This window comes from Asinibacterium sp. OR53 (genome assembly GCF_000515315.1).
GTDB lineage: Bacteria > Bacteroidota > Bacteroidia > Chitinophagales > Chitinophagaceae > Sediminibacterium.
The window spans coordinates 1,796,351-1,816,722 of sequence record NZ_KI911562.1; the positions used below are offsets into that span (position 1 = coordinate 1,796,351).

Here is a 20,372-nt window from a genome sequence, read left to right on the forward strand (position 1 = left end):
AACCAAGCAACCAGCTTTGAGGCAAATCAGCTGCTTTCATATCTGCGTCATCCTTATCCTGTTAGCCGGCCCCCTTATTACAAAGGCCCAGCGAACGGATTCTTTGCGCTATCCTATCACAGACCGTCGCGGTGACGCGTTTTCTGCCCAGAGCCGGAACCCTTTTGATCTACGCGATACCTCACTCATTAAACGGCGGATTGAATACGATCCCAAAACAAAACAGTATTATATCATTGAAAAAATAGGCAAGGATTATTACCGAACGCCTACCGCTCTCAGCTTTGATGAATACTGGCGTCTCAGCGGACAACAAGCTGAAACTGATTATTTCAAACAAAGGGCCGATGCGCTGACCTTGCTGAACAAGAAAGCGCAGCGACCGAAAATGCGCGTATACAATAAATTGTTCGACCGGATATTCGGTATCAATAACCTGGTGGGCGGGTCCGATAATAAATTGAAAGTAGATATTCGTCCCAGTGGAGAAGTGAACATCATGGCCGGCTACCAGGGACAAAAAATAGAAAACCCCACGCTTCCGGAAAGGGCTAGAAAGAACGGCGGGTTCGATTTCGATATGAATGCGAACCTGAACGTGAACGCCAACATTGGCGACAAACTGAAATTCCCTATCAATTACAATACCCTCTCGAACCTCAGCTTCGATAACCTTCTGAAACTCGATTACCGGGGCATGGATGATGAGCTCATTAAAAGTATCGAAGCGGGCAATATTTCTTTCCAGTCCAAAGGAACCCTGATTCCCAGTGTGCAGAACCTGTTTGGTCTCAAAACCAAACTGCAGTTCGGTAAACTTTTTGTTACAGCTGCGGTTGCCAATCAGCGTTCATCGCGGCAATCGGTGATGTTACAGGGCGGTACGGCTACGCAGAGCTTCCAGAAAACGCTGGATAATTATGAAGAGAACAGGCACTTCTTACTCGGACAATATTTCCGCAAGCAATACAATACGGTGATGAAGAACCTGCCGGTGGTGAATTCACAGGTGCAGATACAACGGATGGAAGTATGGGTGACCAACCGTACCGGCGCTACTACCGATGCAAGGGATATCGTGGGGTTGATGGACCTGGGTGAGCAGACGCCGTATAACCCGTCAATTATTTCGCAAAGCGGCAGCCCACTTCCTTTTAATGGCGCCAACAACCTGTACAGTTCGCTGGTCAGTAATCCCAGTGCACGCAACCCCGCCATCATCAATAGCTTGTTGCAGGCAAGAGGGTTGCATGCAGTGGACGATTACGAAAAGACTTTTGCACGTAAGCTGAATACAACGGAATATTATTTCAACCCACAAGTAGGTTTTCTCTCACTGAACCTTCAATTGCAGCCCGATGAAGTGCTGGCAGTGGCATACCAATATACTTATAATGGAAGGGTATACCAGGTGGGAGAATTTTCGCAGGATGTGGCGCTGGATTCTTCCAAAGGTGTGCAGAAAGTATTATTCCTGAAATTGCTGAAAGCCACCTCGCAAAGAACACAGTTACCTATCTGGGGATGGATGATGAAGAACGTGTACTCGCTGGATGTGTTCGGCGGTATCCAGCGTGAAGACTTTAAGTTGAATGTACTTTACCAGGAGCCCAGCGGAGGGCTCAAAAGATACCTTCCTGAAACCTCAAAAGCGGTAGACGGGCAACCTTTATTGCGTATCCTGAACCTCGACCGGCTCAACAGCCGCAACGACCCGCAGCCGGATGGTGTGTTCGACTATGTAGAAGGGTTTACAGTATTGCCGCAGTCGGGCCGCATTGTTTTTCCTGTACTGGAACCATTTGGCCGTGACCTCGACACACTTGCGTTTGCAGGCATGTCTCCCGCCATCAAGAAAAAATATGTGTACTATCAGTTGTATGATTCCATCAAAGCCATTGCACAAACCTATGCCAACCTGAATCGTTTTGTGATGCAGGGACATGTAAGGGGTAGTGGCAGTGGCGGTTCCGATATTTTGCTGAATGCATTCAATATTCCGCCGGGGTCGGTGTCGGTAACGGCAGGGGGACAAAAACTGCGTGAAGGAGCGGATTTTACGGTGGACTATAACCTGGGCTCGGTGAAGATCCTTAACCAGGCCATCATCAATTCTAATGTGCCGGTGAATGTATCGTTCGAGAACAATGCTACGTTCGGTATGCAACAGCGGGGATTTTCTGCATTGCGACTGGATTATATCGCCAATAAAAAATTGGCGGTAGGCGCTATGGTGGAGCACCTGGGTGAAAGGCCTTTCTTTACCAAGATGGATTATGGGAATGACCCCATCAGTAATACCATGTATGGGGTAGATTTCAGCTACCAGTCGGAATGGCCGGGACTTACACGTTTCCTGAACAAACTGCCTTTTTATTCTACGAAAGCAAAGTCAGCCATCAGTGCTTACGGTGAAGCGGCAGTGCTTAAGCCCGGGCATCCGCAACAGATAGGCAAGGGAAGCCAGGGGTTGATCTATATTGATGACTTTGAAGGAACACGTACCAACATTGATCTGCGTTTCCCCTTTGTATCCTGGGCATTGGCTTCAACGCCTGCAGGCAATCCCAAATTTCCTGAAGCTACTTTAACCGATTCAATTGATTACAATTTTAACAGGGCCAAACTCGCCTGGTATAATATTGAACCCAACCTGCAGGACAAAAATAGTCCCAATAATCCTTTGCGCAGGAACCTCGATGAACTGAGCGACCCCAGGGTACGTCAGGTATTCACCAAAGAACTTTTCCCACAGCGCACCACTAATATTACGGATGTACAAACGCCTACGTTTGACCTGGCTTTTTATCCTACTGAAAAAGGGCCGTATAATTTCGAAACACGCTCAACAGAACTAACGGCTGCGGGCAAACTTACCAGACCCTCGAGCCGCTGGGGAGGCCTGATGCGTGCGCTGGACCAGACCGATTTTGAAACGGGTAATATTGAATTTGTAGAAGCCTGGGTGCAGGACCCTTTCATCAAAAATCCCGGCAGCAAAGGGGGTAAACTGTTTTTGAACTTTGGTGATGTGAGCGAAGATATCCTGAAAGACGGCAAACGTTTTTATGAGAACGGGATGAATACGCCTAATATTCCTGCAGCGGTGGACAGCAGCAATACCTGGGGAAAAACACCAGTGAATCCCATACAGGTTACGCAGGCTTTCAGCAATAATCCGGATGACAGGCCTTACCAGGATGTGGGTTTCGACGGGTTGGATGATGCAGGAGAGCGAAGGAAGAAATCGTATGTGCTGGACAGGCTTGCCAATAATTTTGGTACGGGTTCTGAAGTGTATAAGAAGACTTATGATGACCCTGCAAGCGATAATTACAAATGGTATCGCGATGCTGCGTTCGACCAGGCCGGTACAGGTATTTTGGGCAGGTACAAGAACTATAACAACCCGCAGGGTAATTCACCAGTGGCTACAACAAACGGACAATTCACTTCTGCCGCCACTTTGTACCCCGATAATGAAGACCTTAACCGCGATAATACGCTGAACGAAAATGAATCGTATTACGAATACGAGATACCGATAGCTCCAGGTATGGATGTAGGCACTTCTCCTTATATCACCGATAAAAGACGGGTAACCGTGAACGCTGCCGATGGTTCCACGCACGTGGAGAACTGGTTTTTATTCCGCATACCCATCAGATCATACACGAGGAAAATAGGGAATATACCCGATTTTAAATCGATCCGTTTCATGCGCATATACCTGACGGGCTTTGATGATTCTGTGGTGTTGCGTTTTGCAAAGCTCGACCTGGTACGTAATGTGTGGAGGCAGTTCGCTTTCCAGATAGATACTACCGGCTCTTATGTACCTGTGAATAACAATTCAGGTACCAGTTTTAATACACTGGCTGTTAACCTGGAAGAGAACAGCAGCCGCCAGCCGGTGAATTACATCATGCCACCCGATGTACAACGGATTCAGATACTCAGCAATAATGGTGTGAACCTGCAACAGAACGAACAGGCGATGAGCTTGCGCATCGGCAACCTGGCGAGCGGAGATTCCAGGGGCGTATTCAAAACGCTGAACATGGATATCAGGCAATACGGCAAGCTGTCTATGTATATCCACGCAGAATCTGTAACAGGACAACGCGTGGTGAAAGACGGCGAACTGAATGCCATCATACGTATTGGCCAGGATTTCCTGAACAACTATTACGAGATCAAGATACCATTGAGGATCACGCCACCGGGTAATTACCCGGTGGGACAGGAAGAAAAAGTATGGCCCACCGATAACAACCTCGATTTCAGCCTGCGGGAACTGATTGATATGAAAATGCGCAGGAATAGCAAAGGCGCCTCGCCCGCTACCATTTACCGCGAAACAGTGGGTAATAAAACCTTTTCTATTTTAGGTAACCCCAACCTGGGAGAATTAAGGGGTATGCTGGTGGGGGTTGAGAATCCATATAAAGTAGATGGCCCCATGCTGAGCACCGAAGTGTGGGTGAATGAGCTTCGTTTATCGGAGTTGGACGAACATGGCGGATGGGCCGCACTGGGCAGGGTAGATGTGCAGATGGCAGACCTGGGTACTTTGTCGGTATCAGCCAATACGCATACACAAGGCTTTGGTTCTATTGAACAGCGGGTGAACGAAAGAGCGCGGGATAACCTGGTGCAATTTGATGTGGCCACCAATATCGATGCAGGTAAACTGGTTCCCAAAGAAGCACGGTTATCGGTACCGGTGTATGCAAGCATTAACCGAACGGTGTATACACCTGAGTACGATCCTTATGATATGGATATCCGTTACAAGGATAAACTCAATGCGGCTAAGACACAAGCGCAACGGGATTCCATACGTAATGTGGCGATTGACCAGACCACCATCAAAACATTGAACTTTACCAATGTGCGGATGTTGCCGGGCAAAAAACCGGGCCTGTTGAAGCTGAGCAATTTTGATTTCAGTTATTCTTATACAGAGATGCAACAAAGCAGCCCCATTGTGCAACAGAACACGGTTGTGAGGCACCGTGGAGGGTTGGGTTATACTTATAACAGATCGAGCCGTTTTGTGGAGCCTTTCAAAAAGCTGGTGCGCAGCCGTTCGCCCTGGCTGTCGCTCCTGCGGGATTTCAACTTCAGCCCCATGCCTTCCTACCTCAGTTTCAGGGCCGATGTGAACCGGCAGTTTGGAGAGTTCATCCCGCGGATTGTGAATACGATCGATAGTAAGGTAGATCGTGTGGACACTACCTACGATAAATATTTTACGTTCGATCGTTATTATAATATGCGTTGGGATCTTACCCATTCGCTCAACTTTGATTTTTCTGCTACCAATAATGCGCGTGTAGATGAGCCTTATGGCCGGATCGATACCAAAGCGAAGAAAGATTCGGTGAGGAATAATTTCTTTAAAGGCGGAAGAAATACGCTTTACCAGCAAAAAGCCATCCTGAATTATAATATTCCATTGAATAAGATTCCGGCATTTGATTGGATCCAGACACGTTACAGTTATGGCACTTCATACAACTGGATTGGGGGGAGCCTGTTGGCACCCGGCCTGGGAAACACTATTGAAAACTCGCAGGAAAATAATGTGAACGCCCAATTTAATTTTGATAACCTGTATAAAAAATCAAGATGGTTGCGGGCATTGGATAATATACCACCGCCCAGGCCTAAAACGGGAGGCCCGGCTAAACCAAATAATAATCTGTTGGGTTCTACGCTTCCCACCAAAGAAGAAGCGTTGCGGGGTCTTACTGGAAAGCCGCGGGCAGATGCATTGCGTAAATGGCGTGAACGGAAGCGCGATGAACGGATTGCACAACGTTTACTGAAAGCCAGTCAGCTACCGGAATTGAATGGACTGGAAAGGACTGCGGGCGGGTTACTCACTATGATCAAAAGTGTTAACATCAACTATGCAGAGAATTATCACAGCCGTGTACCCGGTTATATGGATAAGACCAAGCTCCTGGGGCAGGACTGGAATACGATGGCGCCTGGATTAGATTATGTTTTCGGTCGGCAACCGGATACCAGCTGGTTAAATGAAAAAGCAGCGAAAGGATTGTTGAGCAGGGATAGTACTTTTAACTTCCTGTACAGACAAAATTTTGAACAACGACTCAACATCACCGCGCAGATAATACCTATCCGTGACCTTGTGATTGACCTCACCCTTGGCAAAAGCTTTAGTAAGGAATATTCAGAATTGTTCAAAGATACACTGGGCAATGGTACTATGAGCCATCTCAATCCGCTGGCTACCGGTGGCTTCAGCGTATCTTACATTGCACTCAATACTTTGTTCCAGAAGGAAAACCCGAATGAAATATCTGATCTGTTCAAAACATTCGAGAGCAATCGTATCATCGTGTCTCGCCGTGTGGCTGCCGCCAACCCTTATTGGCAGGCATTGCCCGGAACACAAAAATTCGGAGCCGATGGATTTGCGACGGGTTACGGGCGTTATTCGCAGGATGTGCTGGTGCCAGCATTCCTGGCCGCGTATACCGGTAAAGACCCTAACAGTATTGCTTTGATTAATCAGTCGAATGGAAAGATATCTTCTAATCCATTCGGGGGCATCCTGCCTAAGCCGAACTGGCATGTCACATACACGGGCTTGAGTAGGATACCTGCTTTGGCTTCGATATTCAGTGGCATTACGCTTACGCATAATTACAGCGGCGAGTTGAGCATGAACAGTTTCAACAGTGCTTTGCTTTATCGTGATCCTTTCCGTTTCAACGCGCCCGGGTTCATCGATACGGTGAGTGGTAACTATATTCCTTTCTTCCTGGTACCCAATATCACTATGATAGAAAAGTTCGATCCGTTGATTAAAGTAGATGTAACCACGATCAAACAACTCAACCTCTCATTTGAATACAAGAAGAGCCGGCAATTAAGCCTTAGCCTGATAGACTATCAGCTGACCGAAAGCCGTGCTACGGAATGGGTCTTTGGATTCAGTTGGCGCAAACGCGGCGTGAACCTGCCTTTTAAGATACCTGGCGCCAACAGCAAGAAACTGGTGAATGATTTGAACCTGAAACTTGATTTTTCGATGCGTGACGTATCTAACAGCAACAGCAGGCTCGACCAGAGTAATGCTTATGGTACAGGCGGACAAAAAGAAATTACGATTTCTCCTGCTGTTGATTATGTGTTGAACAGCAGGATCAACATCAAATTCTTCTACGACCAACGAAGAACGATCCCTTATATTTCCACTTCGGCGCCCAGTACCCAAACGCGTGCAGGTGTCAGTGTGCGGATCGCTCTGCAATAAGTTAATTCTTCCGGAACGCCCATTTCCACATTTCTTTCCAGGTAACTTTTTTGCCGTACATGAGAATACCGGTGCGATAGATTTTGCCCGCCAGCCAGGTAGTGCAGAGAAAACCTGCCACCAGCAATGCCATGCTCACAAGCAACTGGATCAATGTAACGCCATCGGGAATGCCGTGCGCGATACGTGCCATCATTACGATGGGAGACGTGAAGGGGAAGAGGCTGCCAAATACGGCCAGGCTGCTGTTGGGGTCGTTGACGGCTTTGGTCATGATCACCAGCGCAAATATCACCGGCATCATAATGGGCAGTAGCAGACTTTGTGCATCCTGCGGGTCTTCGTTCACCGCGCTGCCAACCGCAGCAAAAAGTGATGAATAGAGGAAATATCCTCCCATGAAATAAAAAATAAAACAGCCAATGATCAGCGGGAAATTGATGTCGCTGAGTCCGCTCATGAGGCCACCCATCGCCCCGCTGGCTTTCATTGCTTGTGCAGCACCCACCGCACCGGGTTGTATTGGCTGTGCCTGCATTTGCGTTGCAAGATCGGGGAAGATCATAGGAAGGATCAGTTGAAGGCCAAATACCAGCACTATCCAGATAACGAATTGAACCAATCCAACAGAGCCGATGCCCAGTATTTTACCCATCATCAGTTGAAAAGGCCTGACGCTGCTCACAATTACTTCGGCAATGCGGTTAACTTTTTCTTCCATCACCCCACGCATCACCATGGTGCCATAGAGGAACAGGATGATGTAAATGAGGAAACCTGAAATCATTCCTACGGCATAACTAACACCCACTTTGGAATCGTTGTTTGTTTTACCGGCAGCATTGGAGAAACGGATATAATCTTTTTCGGCCCTGGCGCTGTCGAGCTGCTGCTTGGAAATATTCATCGACAAAAGCCTTTTCTCTTCCAGCGCGCCACTGATGCGTTTCTGGATGGTTTCACGGGTCAGCAGGCCGATGGCTTTGCCGGAGCGCAATTGGAGTGAATCGGAAGGCGAGTCTATTGAAAAGTCTGCAGGCACATACAGGTAGGCATCATAAGTGTGGTTATCGAGTTTCTTTTGGACAGACGCGGTATCATCACTTACAAAATTAAAGATGAGCTCGGTTGTTTTTTTGTCATCGATACTGCCATTGAAAAGATGGGCTTTATCGATCACCGCTACTTTGAAATGATCGGTTGACTTGACAGAAAAATAGATCATGCCAGCATAGAGGCTGAAAATGAGCAGGGGGAGACCGATGGTGGAAAGCAGGAAAGTTTTTTTCTGCACCCTTGTCAGGAATTCACGTTGGGCAACGAGGAATATTTTGTTCATTGGTTGTATTTATTTTTACGTCATTCCGAGCGAGCAAAGCGAGTCGAGGGATCTTGCTCAAGACTTGATGAGATCTCTCGGCTGCGCTCGGGATGACGCGTTATGCGTTTTCAAATTGTCTGGTTTTTGCCTTACTTCCTTCCACTAAGCGAATGAAAATATCATTGAGTGAAGGAAGTATCTCATGAAAGGCTTCGATGGTACATTGTTGCTGCAGAAAAAATTGCAGCACGTCGTTGCTTCTATGACCTTCGTTGATCTTTACGGTGAAAGCATTCGCTTGCTGGTCAATCACATTGAAAGCCGGACTACTGGTGTGTGCAGGTAACTCTTGTAGTTTGATGCTGAATTTATTTTCTTTGAATTGTTGTTTCACATCGGCAACTGTTCCATCCAGTATTTTTTTGCCCAGGTTCATCAATACAATATGATCGCAGATCTCTTCTACCTGCTCCATGCGATGGGTGCTGAAGATGATCGTACTGCCGCGCTGGGCGAGGCCATATATTTCGTCTTTGATGAGGTTGGCATTGAGCGGGTCGAGGCCGCTGAAAGGTTCATCCAGTATGATGAGTTGCGGTTCGTGGAGTACAGTAGTAACAAATTGCAGTTTCTGGCTCATGCCCTTGCTCAGGTCTTCTACTTTCTTGGTCCACCAGCTTTCCATTTCCAGTCTTTTGAACCAGTATTTGATTTGCTTTAACGCATCTTGCCGGCTCAGCCCCTTCAACTGTGCCAGGTACATGACCTGGTCGCCAATTTTCATTTTTTTATACAGTCCTCTTTCTTCCGGCATATACCCGATCTTGCGTACGTCTTCAACAGGATTGAAAGTTTTACCGTCGAATTGTATTTGCCCGCTGTCGGGATAGAAAATACCCGTGATCATGCGCAGCAGCGTGGTTTTGCCGGCGCCATTGGGACCGAGGAGTCCGAATATGCTGCCTTTTTCGATGGAGAAACTGATATCGTCTACCGCTTTCTGGGTAGCATAATATTTCCTGAGGTTGGTTAGTTCCAGTATGTTCTGCATGGTAGAAAGATGATTGAAATCAAATGTAATCATTCAGCGTACTGATCGGTGAAATATTTACACCAGCGGAAACATTCCTGAAAAATGGGTGAAAAAACGGTTGCCGGATCTCTACCGTTGTTTATTTTTACCGATCAACCAAAAACCATCTAACATGAATAAAGCTAAAGGCAAACATGTACCAGCTTCCGAAGCGAGGCAAGGTATTGATGCATACCGCAAACAGTTTGCAGGAACTCCTTATTACCGGGAATCGATCAGTTATACCATTGCAGAACTCAGGGCTTTTCTGGATATTGCGGAAAAGGAGTTGGTGGGCATGAATGTCACCGACCCTGATGACCGGTGTATCAGTTTCCTGCCTTATATAAACCAGGGAGACCACAAACTAAGTGTATTAATGACGCCTAGTGTGTACAAAGCGGATTCCACTGCAAGTAACGGAAAGCACAAGCATCAATTTAATAAGCATATTGAGGAAAGCTATGGCAGGGAAGGGGCTAAAACGGATGCAACACCTGCTCCGGACCCAACGAATCCTTATATTGGTGTAACTACACCAACGGACCCTTATAATAGTGGCCAGAGTCAGCCTTGATGTAGTATGTGGCTTTCAATATTGAACGGATAAGATAGAATGAATTGTTTTTTGCCGGAGGTTCTCCGGACCTGATTATAATTATGCGAGTAGAATTGAATCATATTACTGAATTGATCTGCCTCCTGGCGGCATTGTGGAACTATAAGTATCTGAAAGGGACGATCTATTTCTATTTTATCTACTACCTGGCATTTGTCCTTTATGGAGAATTGGGAGCTAGTTACTTTAAATATGTTTTGTCACTTACATTGAAGCCGGAAGACCGGAACAACATGCATATTTATTTATGGGTATGGGCTGTGATGGGCGCATTCCTGAGTTATTTCCTTTATACAGAGATTCGAAATGTGGTTGTCAGGAAACTAATCACCGTATTCACCTCTTTGCTGGTCTGTTACTTCTTATTCCTGTTTTTCTTTTTCAGACGTTATGTAGAACCATGCTATTATGGGTTTGTGGTAGAAACATTCTATCTCACTTTTTTATGTTGTATTTATTTTTATGAGTTATTTCTGTATTCAGAGGAAGCAGATTCGATATGGAAATTGCCTGCATTTTGGGTGATAACAGGCATATTCATTTTCTTTACCGGTACTGCTATTTCTTCAGTGATGCATGGAGTATTAAAAAATTTCAGTATCAGGATAATGGGATTGCCACTTTATAGTTTTATTGCGCAAATATTGTGCGTGTTTTTATACGGTTGCCCTATAGTTGCATTTATATTAATCAGAAAGAAACAAACAAGGCTATCCAACGCAGATAGCTAAAAGGCCCAGTTAAATGCCAATATCTTTAAGCGTCATATCTGAATTCACCAGCCTGTTAGTAGCTATTTTTAGTTATAAAAAGCTAAGGGGTACCTGGTATGTGTATGCTATTCCCTTTTTGTTTTTTGTGTTATATGCGGAAGCAGGGGCTATTTATCACATCGTTGCATTTTCCGGGACCTACAACCCAAGGGGCAACACGCATATTTATTTGTGGGTAAGTATCATCGAGACTATTTTTTATAGTCGGTTTTTCTGGGAGGCTTTTAAAAGCAAGGTGTTAAAAAAGACAACGGAGAGCATGGCGATCGTTATCATCGCCAGCTACCTGTTCCTGTTCTTTTTTTCGTACGTGTTCGTAGAGCCCTATTTTTATTTGATGGCATTGAACGGCTTTTGTTTTACAATTCTTTCCTGCATTTATTTTTATAGGTTATTTATCAATGCGGAAGAGGAGAATGCGCTTTCTTTACCTGATTTCTGGATGGCAGTAGGCATATTTACTTTCTTTTCGGGAATCGGTTTGTCGTTCGTATTGCATAAAACACTGGAGCATGCGAACATCAAGTTGATGGGTTTGTATCTTTATAATATCATTCCCCAGGTATTAAGTATAATTTTATATGGCTGTTTCATAACGGCTTTCATATTATGCAGGAAGAGAAAAACAATCTGATCATAGCGGTACTCACCGGTAGTTTTTTTGTGCTGCTGTTTGGTTTCATGATGCTGTTGGTGGTGCTTAATTTTTTGAGGAGTAAAAAGAAAATGTTGCTGGAGAAAAAAGTCAGAGAGGCGCAGGTACAACAGGAGTTGTTGCAGGCGCAGCTGGAAATGCAGGAACAGACCTTCAAGACAGTGAGCCAGGAAATACACGATAATGTAGGGCAGATACTGAGCCTGGCCAAAGTGAACCTGAGTATTCTGGCCATGGAAGTGGGCGGCAATGAAAAGCTGAATGATATTTCCGAACTGGTGGGAAAAGCCATCCGTGAACTGAGGGCTTTGAGTGCCGGGTATTACGCCGACAGATTATTGGAGGAAGGTCTGATCATAGCCATCAGGCATGAATTGGAACAGTTGGAAAAAACAGGATTGTTCACTACCACTTTCAGTACGCAGGTAGAGCCGTTGGTAGTAGATAAAAACAAAACCATTTTCCTGTTCCGTATGATACAGGAGGCGTTGAACAATATGGTGAAACATTCGGGCGCCACCCATGTAAGTATCAATATTTTTAAACAGGAAGAGGATATCCAGATCATGATTAAAGACAATGGCAAAGGGTTTGATCGGAAAAAAGAAGGGTTCAAACCCGGTATCGGATTGCTCAGTATTGAACAGCGGGCAAAAATAATAGGCGCCCAGGCTACCGTTCATAGTGAAGAGGACAGAGGTACCATCGTTAACCTTTTATTTAAAGCACATAATTATGATTAAGATTGCATTGGTAGATGATCATGTGGTACTACGCAAAAGCCTGGCCGTACTGATCAATATGTTACAGGATTTTAAGGTAACCATAGAGGCAGGCAATGGCGAGGAGTTCATCGAACAGCTTAAAGAAAAGGGATTGCCAGATATTGCCCTGCTGGATATTACGATGCCGGTAATGGATGGCGTTGAAACGGCCCGCTGGGTCAAACAGCATCACCCCCAGGTTAAGGTAGTGGCGTTGAGTATGATCAAGAACGACCTGGTGGTCATCCGTATGCTGAAAAATGGCGCAAGGGGTTATATTCTCAAAGACTGTGAACCAGAAGAACTGCGCGATGCGCTGCACCAGGTACAGGAAAAGGGGTATTATTATAATGAACTGCTCACGCCTCGTATGAAGGCGAATGATAAATATATCAGCGAAGAAGGCTTGCGTTCTATGATGAATGAAAAAGAACTGGCTTTTCTCCGCTGGACCTGCACCGATAAGACCTATAAAGAAATTGCCGATGAAATGGGGGTGAGCGTACGTACGGTAGACGGCTACCGGGATGCTCTTTTCCAGAAACTCAATGTAACTACCAGGGTAGGTCTGGCTATCTACGCTATCAGAAACGGCATTGTAGTGCTGTAAAAAAGGGTGATTTTCCCCTGAAAAATGGGTGTTTTTCACGTATGCTGGATCTTTCCGCTCATTTAAGTTTGCTTTATGAAAGGGAGTTGAGGGTAACTTAAAAAGTACCTGATCATAAGAGATAGCGGTCATATCCGGGGGGAAGATGGCTTGCTATCTCTGACTCTCTGACTTTTCCACCTTGTTGGTCAGGATAACAATCACTGTAATTTTTCTCAGACGTTGATTTATATTGGGGGCAGGAGAGGTTTCCACCTCTCCTTTATTTTTAAGCTTGTAGTCTTAAAATCAGCTGTTCGGCCACCCGCTCTCCATCCATCGCTGCACTAACAATTCCTCCGGCATAGCCGGCGCCTTCACCACAAGGATACAGTTTTTTGATCTGGGGATGTTCCAGGCTTTGGTTGTGCCGGGGGATGCGTACGGGAGAAGAGGTCCTGCTTTCTGTTGCTACCACCACCGCATCGTTCGTGTAATATCCACGCATTCTATTGCCAAATGCTTTCAATGCGGCCTGAAGACTTTGATATACGAAGCCAGGCAGTACGGTGCCAAGATTTGCAGGCGTGATACCGGGCAGGTAACTACAGTCAGGCAGGTTGGCAGATGTGTTGCCCATACAAAAATCAACCACCCGTTGAGCCGGTGCCACCAATGCACCGCCCCCTGCCTGGTATGCGGCTTGTTCAACGGCTTGTTGAAAATGCATCAGCAGTAGCGGTGAGGATAATAATTGAGGTTTTGTGTGCGCAAAATGTTTTTGTGCATCTTCCAATGTTATTTGCACTACCATGCCGCTGTTAGCATGCGCATTGTTGCGTTTACTGGGGCTCCAGCCGTTCACCACCAGTTCGCCGGGATGGGTGGCAGCAGGAGCAATGATGCCACCTGGGCACATGCAAAAGCTGAAAACCCCTCTGTCGTTAACTTGTTCTACTACGCCGTAAGACGCAGGAGGCAGGAACGGATCGCGAATGGAGTTATGGTATTGTATGGAATCGATCAACGACTGAGGATGCTCAATCCGGACACCAAGTGCAAAAGGTTTGGCCTCTATGAGGATATTTTTCCTGTGCAGCAGTTCGAATACATCGCGGGCAGAATGGCCGGTTGCCAATACAACAGCATCGGCTTTCAATGTCTCTCCATCGGCTGTTACAACGCCCTGGATTTCCTGCCGGCTGATGACCAGGTCGGTCAGTTTTTTTTCAAAAAGAAAAACACCGCCGGCATCGATAACCTGTTGCCGCATGGCAGTGATGATATGCGGCAATTTATTGGTACCTATATGCGGATGCGCTTCGTATAAAATATTTTCTTCCGCACCGAACTGGTGAAAAAGCTGCAAGACGCGATTGATGTTGCCACGCTTACTACTGCGGGTATACAATTTACCGTCGCTGTAAGTGCCTGCCCCACCTTCGCCAAAACAATAATTGCTTTCCGGGTTCACGATGCCTGCCTTGTTCAGTGCGGCGAGGTCGCGGCGGCGGTCCCGCACATTTTTACCTCTTTCCAGGATCACAGGTTTGATGCCGGCTTCCAGCAGGCGCAATGCTGCAAATAAACCGGCGGGACCTGCACCCACAATGATCACACTGTAGGGTGACCGGCTCACATCCCTGAAAGATACGCGACTATTTTCCCGCAGGTGAAAAGGCTCGTCAATGAACGCCTGTACCGTGAGGTTGATCCATACCTGCCTGCCACGTGCATCGATGGATTGTTTGAGGATATGATAGCCTGTAACGGCCGCATCTGTTTTGCCGGCCGAACGCGCGATATAATTGCGTACGATTGCAGCATCGGCCGCTTCAGCGGGACTGAGTTTAAGCGTGATCTGTGATTGCATACCTAAAAGGGCAGGTCGTCTACCATCTCGGCAGGAGGTGGCATGTCATTGTAATCGGATTGTCCCGATTCCTGCGACAGTTTCACCGTTTCCATTCTCCAGGCGTCCAGGTTGGTAATATAATTTTCGCGTCCGTCTTTCACCCACTTGGTTCCTTTGATGTTGAACTGCACTTTTACATCATCACCGATGTTGAAGCGGTCGGGCATGGCGGTTTTATCCTGCACGCATTGGAACTTAACATAATTGGTAATAACTCTTCCACCAATATCTTCTGATTTTTCAATCACGAACTCCCTTGTCTTGAATGTTTCGGTGCGCTGCACAATATCAAACCGGGCTACCAGTTTGCCTGTAATCTCGTACGACATACTATGTTTTTTTGAAAGGGACAAAACTAATATTAAAATTCACTGTAGGCTTAAAAAATCTTCGTTTACTGTCATTTAAAGTGTATCTTAACGCTGCGGGCTGTAGACTGTTTTCCTAATGAAAAAAACAAGGGAATAAAAAATTTTTTTTTCAACATAAAGTCTACATATTCGCAGACTCGTATGTATTTTGGGTACCTTAATGGGGAGTGTAAGAAAGGGGACATACTACTATAACTCATTATATAAACTCGTTCGTTTTCACCTATGGTTAAGAGCGCTGAATTAGTATGGAGCAATTGTTTGAAGATCATCAAAGACATTGTAGAATGGCAACATTTCAAAACATGGTTTGAGCCCATCAACCCGGTAGAACTGAAAGAGAACGTACTCATGATCCAGGTGCCCAGTCAGTTCTTTTATGAATACCTCGAAGAGCATTATGTAAACCTCCTGGCCAAGACCCTTAAGCGTGAACTGGGCAAAGAAGCCCGGCTGGAATACCGTATTATGGTGGACAGCGGCAATACCAATGGCCGCAATGGTTCTATGGACGTGCCTGCCAGCGGCATGAAGACCTATAATAACAATGAAATGAATTTCCCGCTGGTGATCGACAACCCGGTGAAGAATCCTTTTGTCATTCCCGGTCTGAAGAAAATGCAGATCGATCCCCAGCTCAACCAGATGTATACTTTCGACTCTTTCATTGAGGGCGATTGCAATCGTGTGGCCAGGCGTGCGGGCAAAACGGTAGCTGAGAAACCTGGTGCCAACTCATTCAATCCCCTGGTAATTTACGGTGGTGTTGGATTGGGTAAAACGCACCTTGCCCAGGCTATTGGAAACGACGTTAAAAGGATGCATCCCGGTAAAGTGGTATTGTATGTGAGCAGTGAGAAATTCATCAACCAGTTCCAGGACCACAGCCGTAATAATGCCATCAACGACTTCATACATTTTTACCAGTTGATCGATGTGCTGATCATCGACGATGTGCAGTTCTTCAGCCGCGCAGAAAAAAGCCAGGATGCTTTTTTCGCCATCTTTAACCACCTGCACCAGAGTGGCAAACAGTTGGTACTCACTTCAGATAAAGCGCCGAAAGACCTGGATGGTATGCAGGAGCGGTTGCTGAGCCGTTTTCGTTGGGGATTGAGTGCAGACCTGCAGGTGCCTGATTATGAGACGAGGATCGAGATACTGGAGCGCAAGATGAAGAACGATGGGTTGGATATGCCCAAAGAAGTGGTCAAATATGTGGCGTACAATATCAACACAAATGTGCGCGAACTGGAAGGGGCGCTGATTTCCCTGCTGGCACAGTCGTCTTTGAATAAAAAAGACATCGACGTAGAACTGGCCAAAAAAGTATTGCGCAATTTTGTCAAGACCAGCAGCAAAGAAATTACCATCGATGCCATTCAGAAAATGGTGTGTGAATATTTTGATGTTCCTTATGATAAATTATTGCAGAAAACGCGTAAGCGTGAGATCGTGCAGGCCCGCCAGATTACCATGTACCTGGCTAAAGCTTTTACCAAGAACTCCCTGAAAACGATCGGAGAGCATTTCGGAGGCCGTGATCATACCACGGTAATCCATTCCTGCCAGACGGTGAAAGACCTGATGGATACCGATTCTATTTTCCGTGAAAACGTAATGGAGCTGACGCAGAAAGTGCAGTTGGCAGCCATGTAAATTCCCTGAATTTATTTTAGGTATTTAAGTTCCCTATCCCTATTTTTGCAGCCCTTTCCAAAAGGGAAAAGGCTTTATCAGCCCGGTGAGGTGGATGAGTGGCTGAAATCAGTAGTTTGCTAAACTGCCGTACGGGTCAAACTGTACCGCGGGTTCGAATCCCGCCCTCACCGCTTTCTTTTAATGGCCCGGGAAGTAGCGCAGGCCGGTAGCGCACCTGGTTTGGGACCAGGGGGTCGCAGGTTCGAATCCTGTCTTCCCGACTTAACAGGACAAGTCAAATTTATTTTTGGCTTGTCCTGTTTTATTTCCGCCTAAATTGATGTCTATCATGTAAATAAATTTGACAGCTTCATTTACCCTGACAGTTCGAAGTGAACTATTTTCAAAATGCAATTTATCAGGGAACATCGAACTTCGACTCTGGTTTTAGAACATATTAGTTTACAATCTTTCCTTCCACGATCCCGATTCCGCTTTATTACAATTACGGCTTAACAATTAGATAATTCAATATTATTTTCACTGCTTCTAATTTTGCGGCTAAGAAACCTTCACACTTATAAGCCTTGAACGGCTGTCACGTTGTGCAATATTTTCGCTTATTAAAATTTAATTAAATGAAGAGCAATTTCATTTTTTGGGGGAAACTTTTTTTCGTATTGACTATTACGATTTTGTGGTTCAGAGGCACTGCTCAGGTGAAAAACTCTCAATCCGATTTAAGTAAAGATTCCATCATTCGGGTAACAGGGCATGTATCGAATGCACAAGGTAATCCTGTACCATATGTAAATGTAATGGTTGCGAAAACTATGATAAAAATTTCTTCTGATAAAGAAGGTTCCTATCTTGTTGAAGTGCCTTTCAATGGAAACTTGATTTTTAGTGCTGACGGATACAAAATGTATCATATTAATGTAGCAGGGAAAAACGAGATCAATGTTGTACTGGAAGACTCGACTTACAAGCTTGGTCACAACCTAAATGAAGTGGTTGTAACAGCTCGTGCAGGAGCAGGCAGTCGCAATAAACTTACCACCAGCTATTCTGTTACCAATATCGGATACAACGCACTGAGTTTACAGGCGCCTACCAGCGTAACGGAGAGTTTGAAATCTGTACCTGGTTTTTGGGTAGAAGCCTCCGGCGGCGAAGCCAGCGGTAATGTAAGAGCAAGAGGTGTTCCGGTCGATGGTTATGGTTCTATTCAATTGCTGGAAGACGGAATTCCCGTACAACATGATCCGGCATTGGGTTATCTGAATGGGGATCAGGTATTTCGTTTCGATGAGAGTATCCAGTCTATCGAAGTTGTAAGGGGCGGTCCGTCCAGCATCTTTTATTCCAATGCACCAGCCGGAGCTGTGAACTATATCCCAAGGGCTGTTGGCAACAAAACGGAAGGTATTTTCAAATTAACCGTGGGTGATGGCAATCTTTTCAGGCAAGATATTTGGGTAGGCGCTCCGATTAACGATTGGAAACTTTCGGTAGGCGGATTTTACCGTACAGGAAACGGGGTGCGTAACCCCGGCTTTACGGGAAATCATGGAGGACAGTTCCGTATTTCGCTCGGGCGCAAATGGGATAAATCGTCTTTCAACCTCGATTTTAAACGGCTGGACGACAATGTAATGCTGTATTTGGGACTTCCCATGGTATATAAAAACGGCAAGATCGTGGCAGTGCCCGGAGTAGACGGGAACTATGGAACCATCGCAGGACCGGAGACACAAAAAGTAGAGATGATACAGGGAGATGGCAGCCTGTACAATTTCGATAATACAGTTGGTACGCAGGTCAAAAGAAACCAGCTGACCGCAAAATTTAATACGGAAATATTCGATAAGTGGGTCTTGAAAAATACATTCCGCTACAGCAATACAACGACACAGCGAAACGGTGTTTTCCCCAATTCTTTACTAAGCGCTAAGTCCTTCTTAAAAAGCCAATCCAATCTTTTGGCAACTGTTCCCAACGCGCAGAGTTTGGGTTTACAATATGTAACCTCCGGAGCATCTTTCGATACAATTAATCAAAACGGTAATGGTTTGATGATATTGGGAGGTATGAGGGGCCTGACTTTGCCGGTGACCGAAACCAACAACGATCTTCACATTTCTCATTTTTTCATGACGGGAGAATCAAAACATGATTTCAACTTCGGGTATTATTATTCCCATTTTGAAGAAAACTTCACCCGCTATTCATCTGTTGGATTACTGGACGTGCAGAACAATGCGAAATTGCTGAACCTGGTGGCATTAGATGGCAGTGGAAATGTGTTGTCGACTTTCACCAATAATGGAATATACCGTTATGGATATGAATATGCAAATGCACACGGCGAACAGACCACTAATGCTCTGTATTTAAGTGACGAATGGGAGATCACACGTGCTTTGCGCATTGATGGAGGAATACGTTGGGAAACCGTCCAGACACAGGGTGTTGTGGAACAGACAAAGAACGTGAATCTCGGAACTTTTGCTACTTCTAATATAATGACCGGCAACAGGTTATTCCCGGGATACAATCAAACATTCAATTACACGACATGGACATTGGGTGTGAACTATCAGTTTTCCAACAATATGGGTGCTTTTGCCCGATATACTGCTGCGGCACGTATTCCAGGCCTGGGAACCTATGTTACCAATGTCAAGGCAGTTCCTTTGACGCAGACAATGAACCTGGGTGAAATAGGGTATAAGTATGGTTCTGATAAAGTTTCTCTTTACGCAACGGGATTCTATACGAAATACAACGATGTAGGCTTTACCAACTATGTATTTAACCCGAACGGTACTAACAATCCCCAGACTTTATATGCGAATACCCAAACATTTGGCTTGGAATTAGAAGGTGCTTATTATCCTTATAAATGGTTTGATATTTCTGCGACATCCACTTTGCAAAGTGCGAAATACAAAGGGCTGGTCTATACAGACCAATCCGGCAATCTGAAGAACTATAACGGAAACCAGCTTATCAGGATACCGGCTGTTTCTTTCAGGGTAGTACCAGGGTTCAATGTTTTCGGTGATCGTGTGCGGCTGCAGGCCCCTATTGAGTATGAAGGAAAGCGTTATGTAGATGTTGCCAACTCCGTTGTGCTTCCCAGTTATGTAAAAATAGATATAAATGCTCAGGTAAAGGTAACCGACAAAATATCCCTTTTCGGAGTGATAGACAATCTCAACAATTCTTTGGGACTCACGGAAGGAAACCCGCGTCAGGGTGAGGTGCAAAACGCGGATTATGGTGCAACCTCTTTCATTGCCCGTCCGCTCATCGGCAGGAGTTACAAAATTTCCCTCCGTTACAAATTCTGATG

At 45.6% G+C, this 20,372-nt stretch carries 12 protein-coding genes and 2 tRNA genes; 10 read left to right on the top strand and 4 right to left on the bottom strand.

Annotation, left to right across the window (positions count from 1 at the left end; genetic code table 11):
* The first annotated feature begins 103 nt into the window (after positions 1-103).
* Complete coding sequence (sprA, locus tag SEDOR53_RS17470; RefSeq protein ID WP_232214737.1) at positions 104-7,294, top strand: cell surface protein SprA; 7,191 nt, start codon at positions 104-106, stop codon at positions 7,292-7,294.
* Between the two features lies 1 nt (position 7,295).
* On the opposite strand, the gene SEDOR53_RS0108105 is transcribed toward sprA, so the two are convergent.
* Together SEDOR53_RS0108105 and SEDOR53_RS0108110 are read right to left on the bottom strand one after the other, a co-directional pair.
* Complete coding sequence (locus tag SEDOR53_RS0108105) at positions 7,296-8,633, bottom strand: ABC transporter permease (protein WP_026769280.1); 1,338 nt, start codon at positions 8,631-8,633, stop codon at positions 7,296-7,298.
* 100 nt (positions 8,634-8,733) lie between these two features.
* The gene (locus SEDOR53_RS0108110; protein ID WP_232214738.1) at positions 8,734-9,699 is read right to left on the bottom strand and encodes an ABC transporter ATP-binding protein; all 966 of its coding nucleotides are present in this window, start codon (positions 9,697-9,699) and stop codon (positions 8,734-8,736) included.
* Between the two features lie 121 nt (positions 9,700-9,820).
* Between SEDOR53_RS0108110 and SEDOR53_RS0108115 the strand changes: the two genes are divergently transcribed.
* The 5 genes from SEDOR53_RS0108115 (at position 9,821) to SEDOR53_RS0108135 (ending at position 13,108) form a co-directional block, all read left to right on the top strand.
* Positions 9,821-10,264: a hypothetical protein gene (locus SEDOR53_RS0108115; RefSeq protein WP_026769282.1), complete on the top strand. Its 444-nt coding sequence runs from the start codon at positions 9,821-9,823 to the stop codon at positions 10,262-10,264.
* Positions 10,265-10,347: 83 nt separating this feature from the next.
* On the top strand, positions 10,348-11,037 hold the full coding sequence (locus SEDOR53_RS0108120) for a hypothetical protein (RefSeq protein WP_026769283.1): 690 nt from the start codon (positions 10,348-10,350) through the stop codon (positions 11,035-11,037).
* A 13-nt stretch (positions 11,038-11,050) separates the two neighbouring features.
* The gene (locus tag SEDOR53_RS0108125; protein WP_037360816.1) at positions 11,051-11,713 is read left to right on the top strand and encodes a hypothetical protein; all 663 of its coding nucleotides are present in this window, start codon (positions 11,051-11,053) and stop codon (positions 11,711-11,713) included.
* Positions 11,689-12,477 carry a sensor histidine kinase gene (locus SEDOR53_RS0108130; protein ID WP_026769285.1) on the top strand — a complete coding sequence of 263 codons (789 nt, stop codon included), beginning with the start codon at positions 11,689-11,691 and terminating at the stop codon, positions 12,475-12,477. The genes SEDOR53_RS0108125 and SEDOR53_RS0108130 overlap by 25 nt, the downstream gene beginning before the upstream one ends.
* Complete coding sequence (locus SEDOR53_RS0108135; protein ID WP_026769286.1) at positions 12,470-13,108, top strand: response regulator transcription factor; 639 nt, start codon at positions 12,470-12,472, stop codon at positions 13,106-13,108. Before SEDOR53_RS0108130 ends, SEDOR53_RS0108135 begins: the two co-directional genes overlap by 8 nt.
* Before the next feature lie 268 nt (positions 13,109-13,376).
* Here the strand turns inward: SEDOR53_RS0108135 and SEDOR53_RS0108140 are convergent, their stop codons facing one another.
* Both SEDOR53_RS0108140 and SEDOR53_RS0108145 read right to left on the bottom strand, forming a co-directional pair.
* Complete coding sequence (locus SEDOR53_RS0108140; protein WP_026769287.1) at positions 13,377-14,960, bottom strand: NAD(P)/FAD-dependent oxidoreductase; 1,584 nt, start codon at positions 14,958-14,960, stop codon at positions 13,377-13,379.
* A 2-nt stretch (positions 14,961-14,962) separates the two neighbouring features.
* Positions 14,963-15,331: a DUF3127 domain-containing protein gene (locus SEDOR53_RS0108145; protein WP_026769288.1), complete on the bottom strand. Its 369-nt coding sequence runs from the start codon at positions 15,329-15,331 to the stop codon at positions 14,963-14,965.
* Between the two features lie 267 nt (positions 15,332-15,598).
* Here SEDOR53_RS0108145 and dnaA point away from each other — a divergent pair, with 267 nt between their 5' ends.
* The 4 genes from dnaA to SEDOR53_RS17475 all read left to right on the top strand — a co-directional run bounded on the left by dnaA (position 15,599) and on the right by SEDOR53_RS17475 (position 20,370).
* On the top strand, positions 15,599-17,032 hold the full coding sequence (gene dnaA / locus SEDOR53_RS0108150; RefSeq protein ID WP_026769289.1) for a chromosomal replication initiator protein DnaA: 1,434 nt from the start codon (positions 15,599-15,601) through the stop codon (positions 17,030-17,032).
* 84 nt (positions 17,033-17,116) lie between these two features.
* Positions 17,117-17,205, top strand: a tRNA-Ser gene (locus SEDOR53_RS0108155).
* Between the two features lie 16 nt (positions 17,206-17,221).
* Positions 17,222-17,295, top strand: a tRNA-Pro gene (locus tag SEDOR53_RS0108160).
* Between the two features lie 357 nt (positions 17,296-17,652).
* Positions 17,653-20,370: a TonB-dependent receptor domain-containing protein gene (locus tag SEDOR53_RS17475; protein WP_051416550.1), complete on the top strand. Its 2,718-nt coding sequence runs from the start codon at positions 17,653-17,655 to the stop codon at positions 20,368-20,370.
* Positions 20,371-20,372 lie beyond the last annotated feature (2 nt).

Excerpts from the sequence above, each read along its gene's own strand:
- SEDOR53_RS0108145 (WP_026769288.1), bottom strand. The coding sequence starts at position 15,331 with ATGTCGTACGAGATTACAGGCAAACTGGTAGCCCGGTTTGATATTGTG.
- dnaA (WP_026769289.1), top strand. The coding sequence starts at position 15,599 with ATGGTTAAGAGCGCTGAATTAGTATGGAGCAATTGTTTGAAGATCATC.
- SEDOR53_RS0108120 (WP_026769283.1), top strand. The coding sequence starts at position 10,348 with ATGCGAGTAGAATTGAATCATATTACTGAATTGATCTGCCTCCTGGCG.
- SEDOR53_RS0108140 (WP_026769287.1), bottom strand. The coding sequence starts at position 14,960 with ATGCAATCACAGATCACGCTTAAACTCAGTCCCGCTGAAGCGGCCGAT.
- SEDOR53_RS0108105 (WP_026769280.1), bottom strand. The coding sequence starts at position 8,633 with ATGAACAAAATATTCCTCGTTGCCCAACGTGAATTCCTGACAAGGGTG.
- SEDOR53_RS0108130 (WP_026769285.1), top strand. The coding sequence starts at position 11,689 with ATGCAGGAAGAGAAAAACAATCTGATCATAGCGGTACTCACCGGTAGT.
- SEDOR53_RS17475 (WP_051416550.1), top strand. The coding sequence starts at position 17,653 with ATGAAGAGCAATTTCATTTTTTGGGGGAAACTTTTTTTCGTATTGACT.
- SEDOR53_RS0108110 (WP_232214738.1), bottom strand. The coding sequence starts at position 9,699 with ATGATTACATTTGATTTCAATCATCTTTCTACCATGCAGAACATACTG.
- SEDOR53_RS0108125 (WP_037360816.1), top strand. The coding sequence starts at position 11,051 with ATGCCAATATCTTTAAGCGTCATATCTGAATTCACCAGCCTGTTAGTA.
- SEDOR53_RS0108135 (WP_026769286.1), top strand. The coding sequence starts at position 12,470 with ATGATTAAGATTGCATTGGTAGATGATCATGTGGTACTACGCAAAAGC.
- SEDOR53_RS0108115 (WP_026769282.1), top strand. The coding sequence starts at position 9,821 with ATGAATAAAGCTAAAGGCAAACATGTACCAGCTTCCGAAGCGAGGCAA.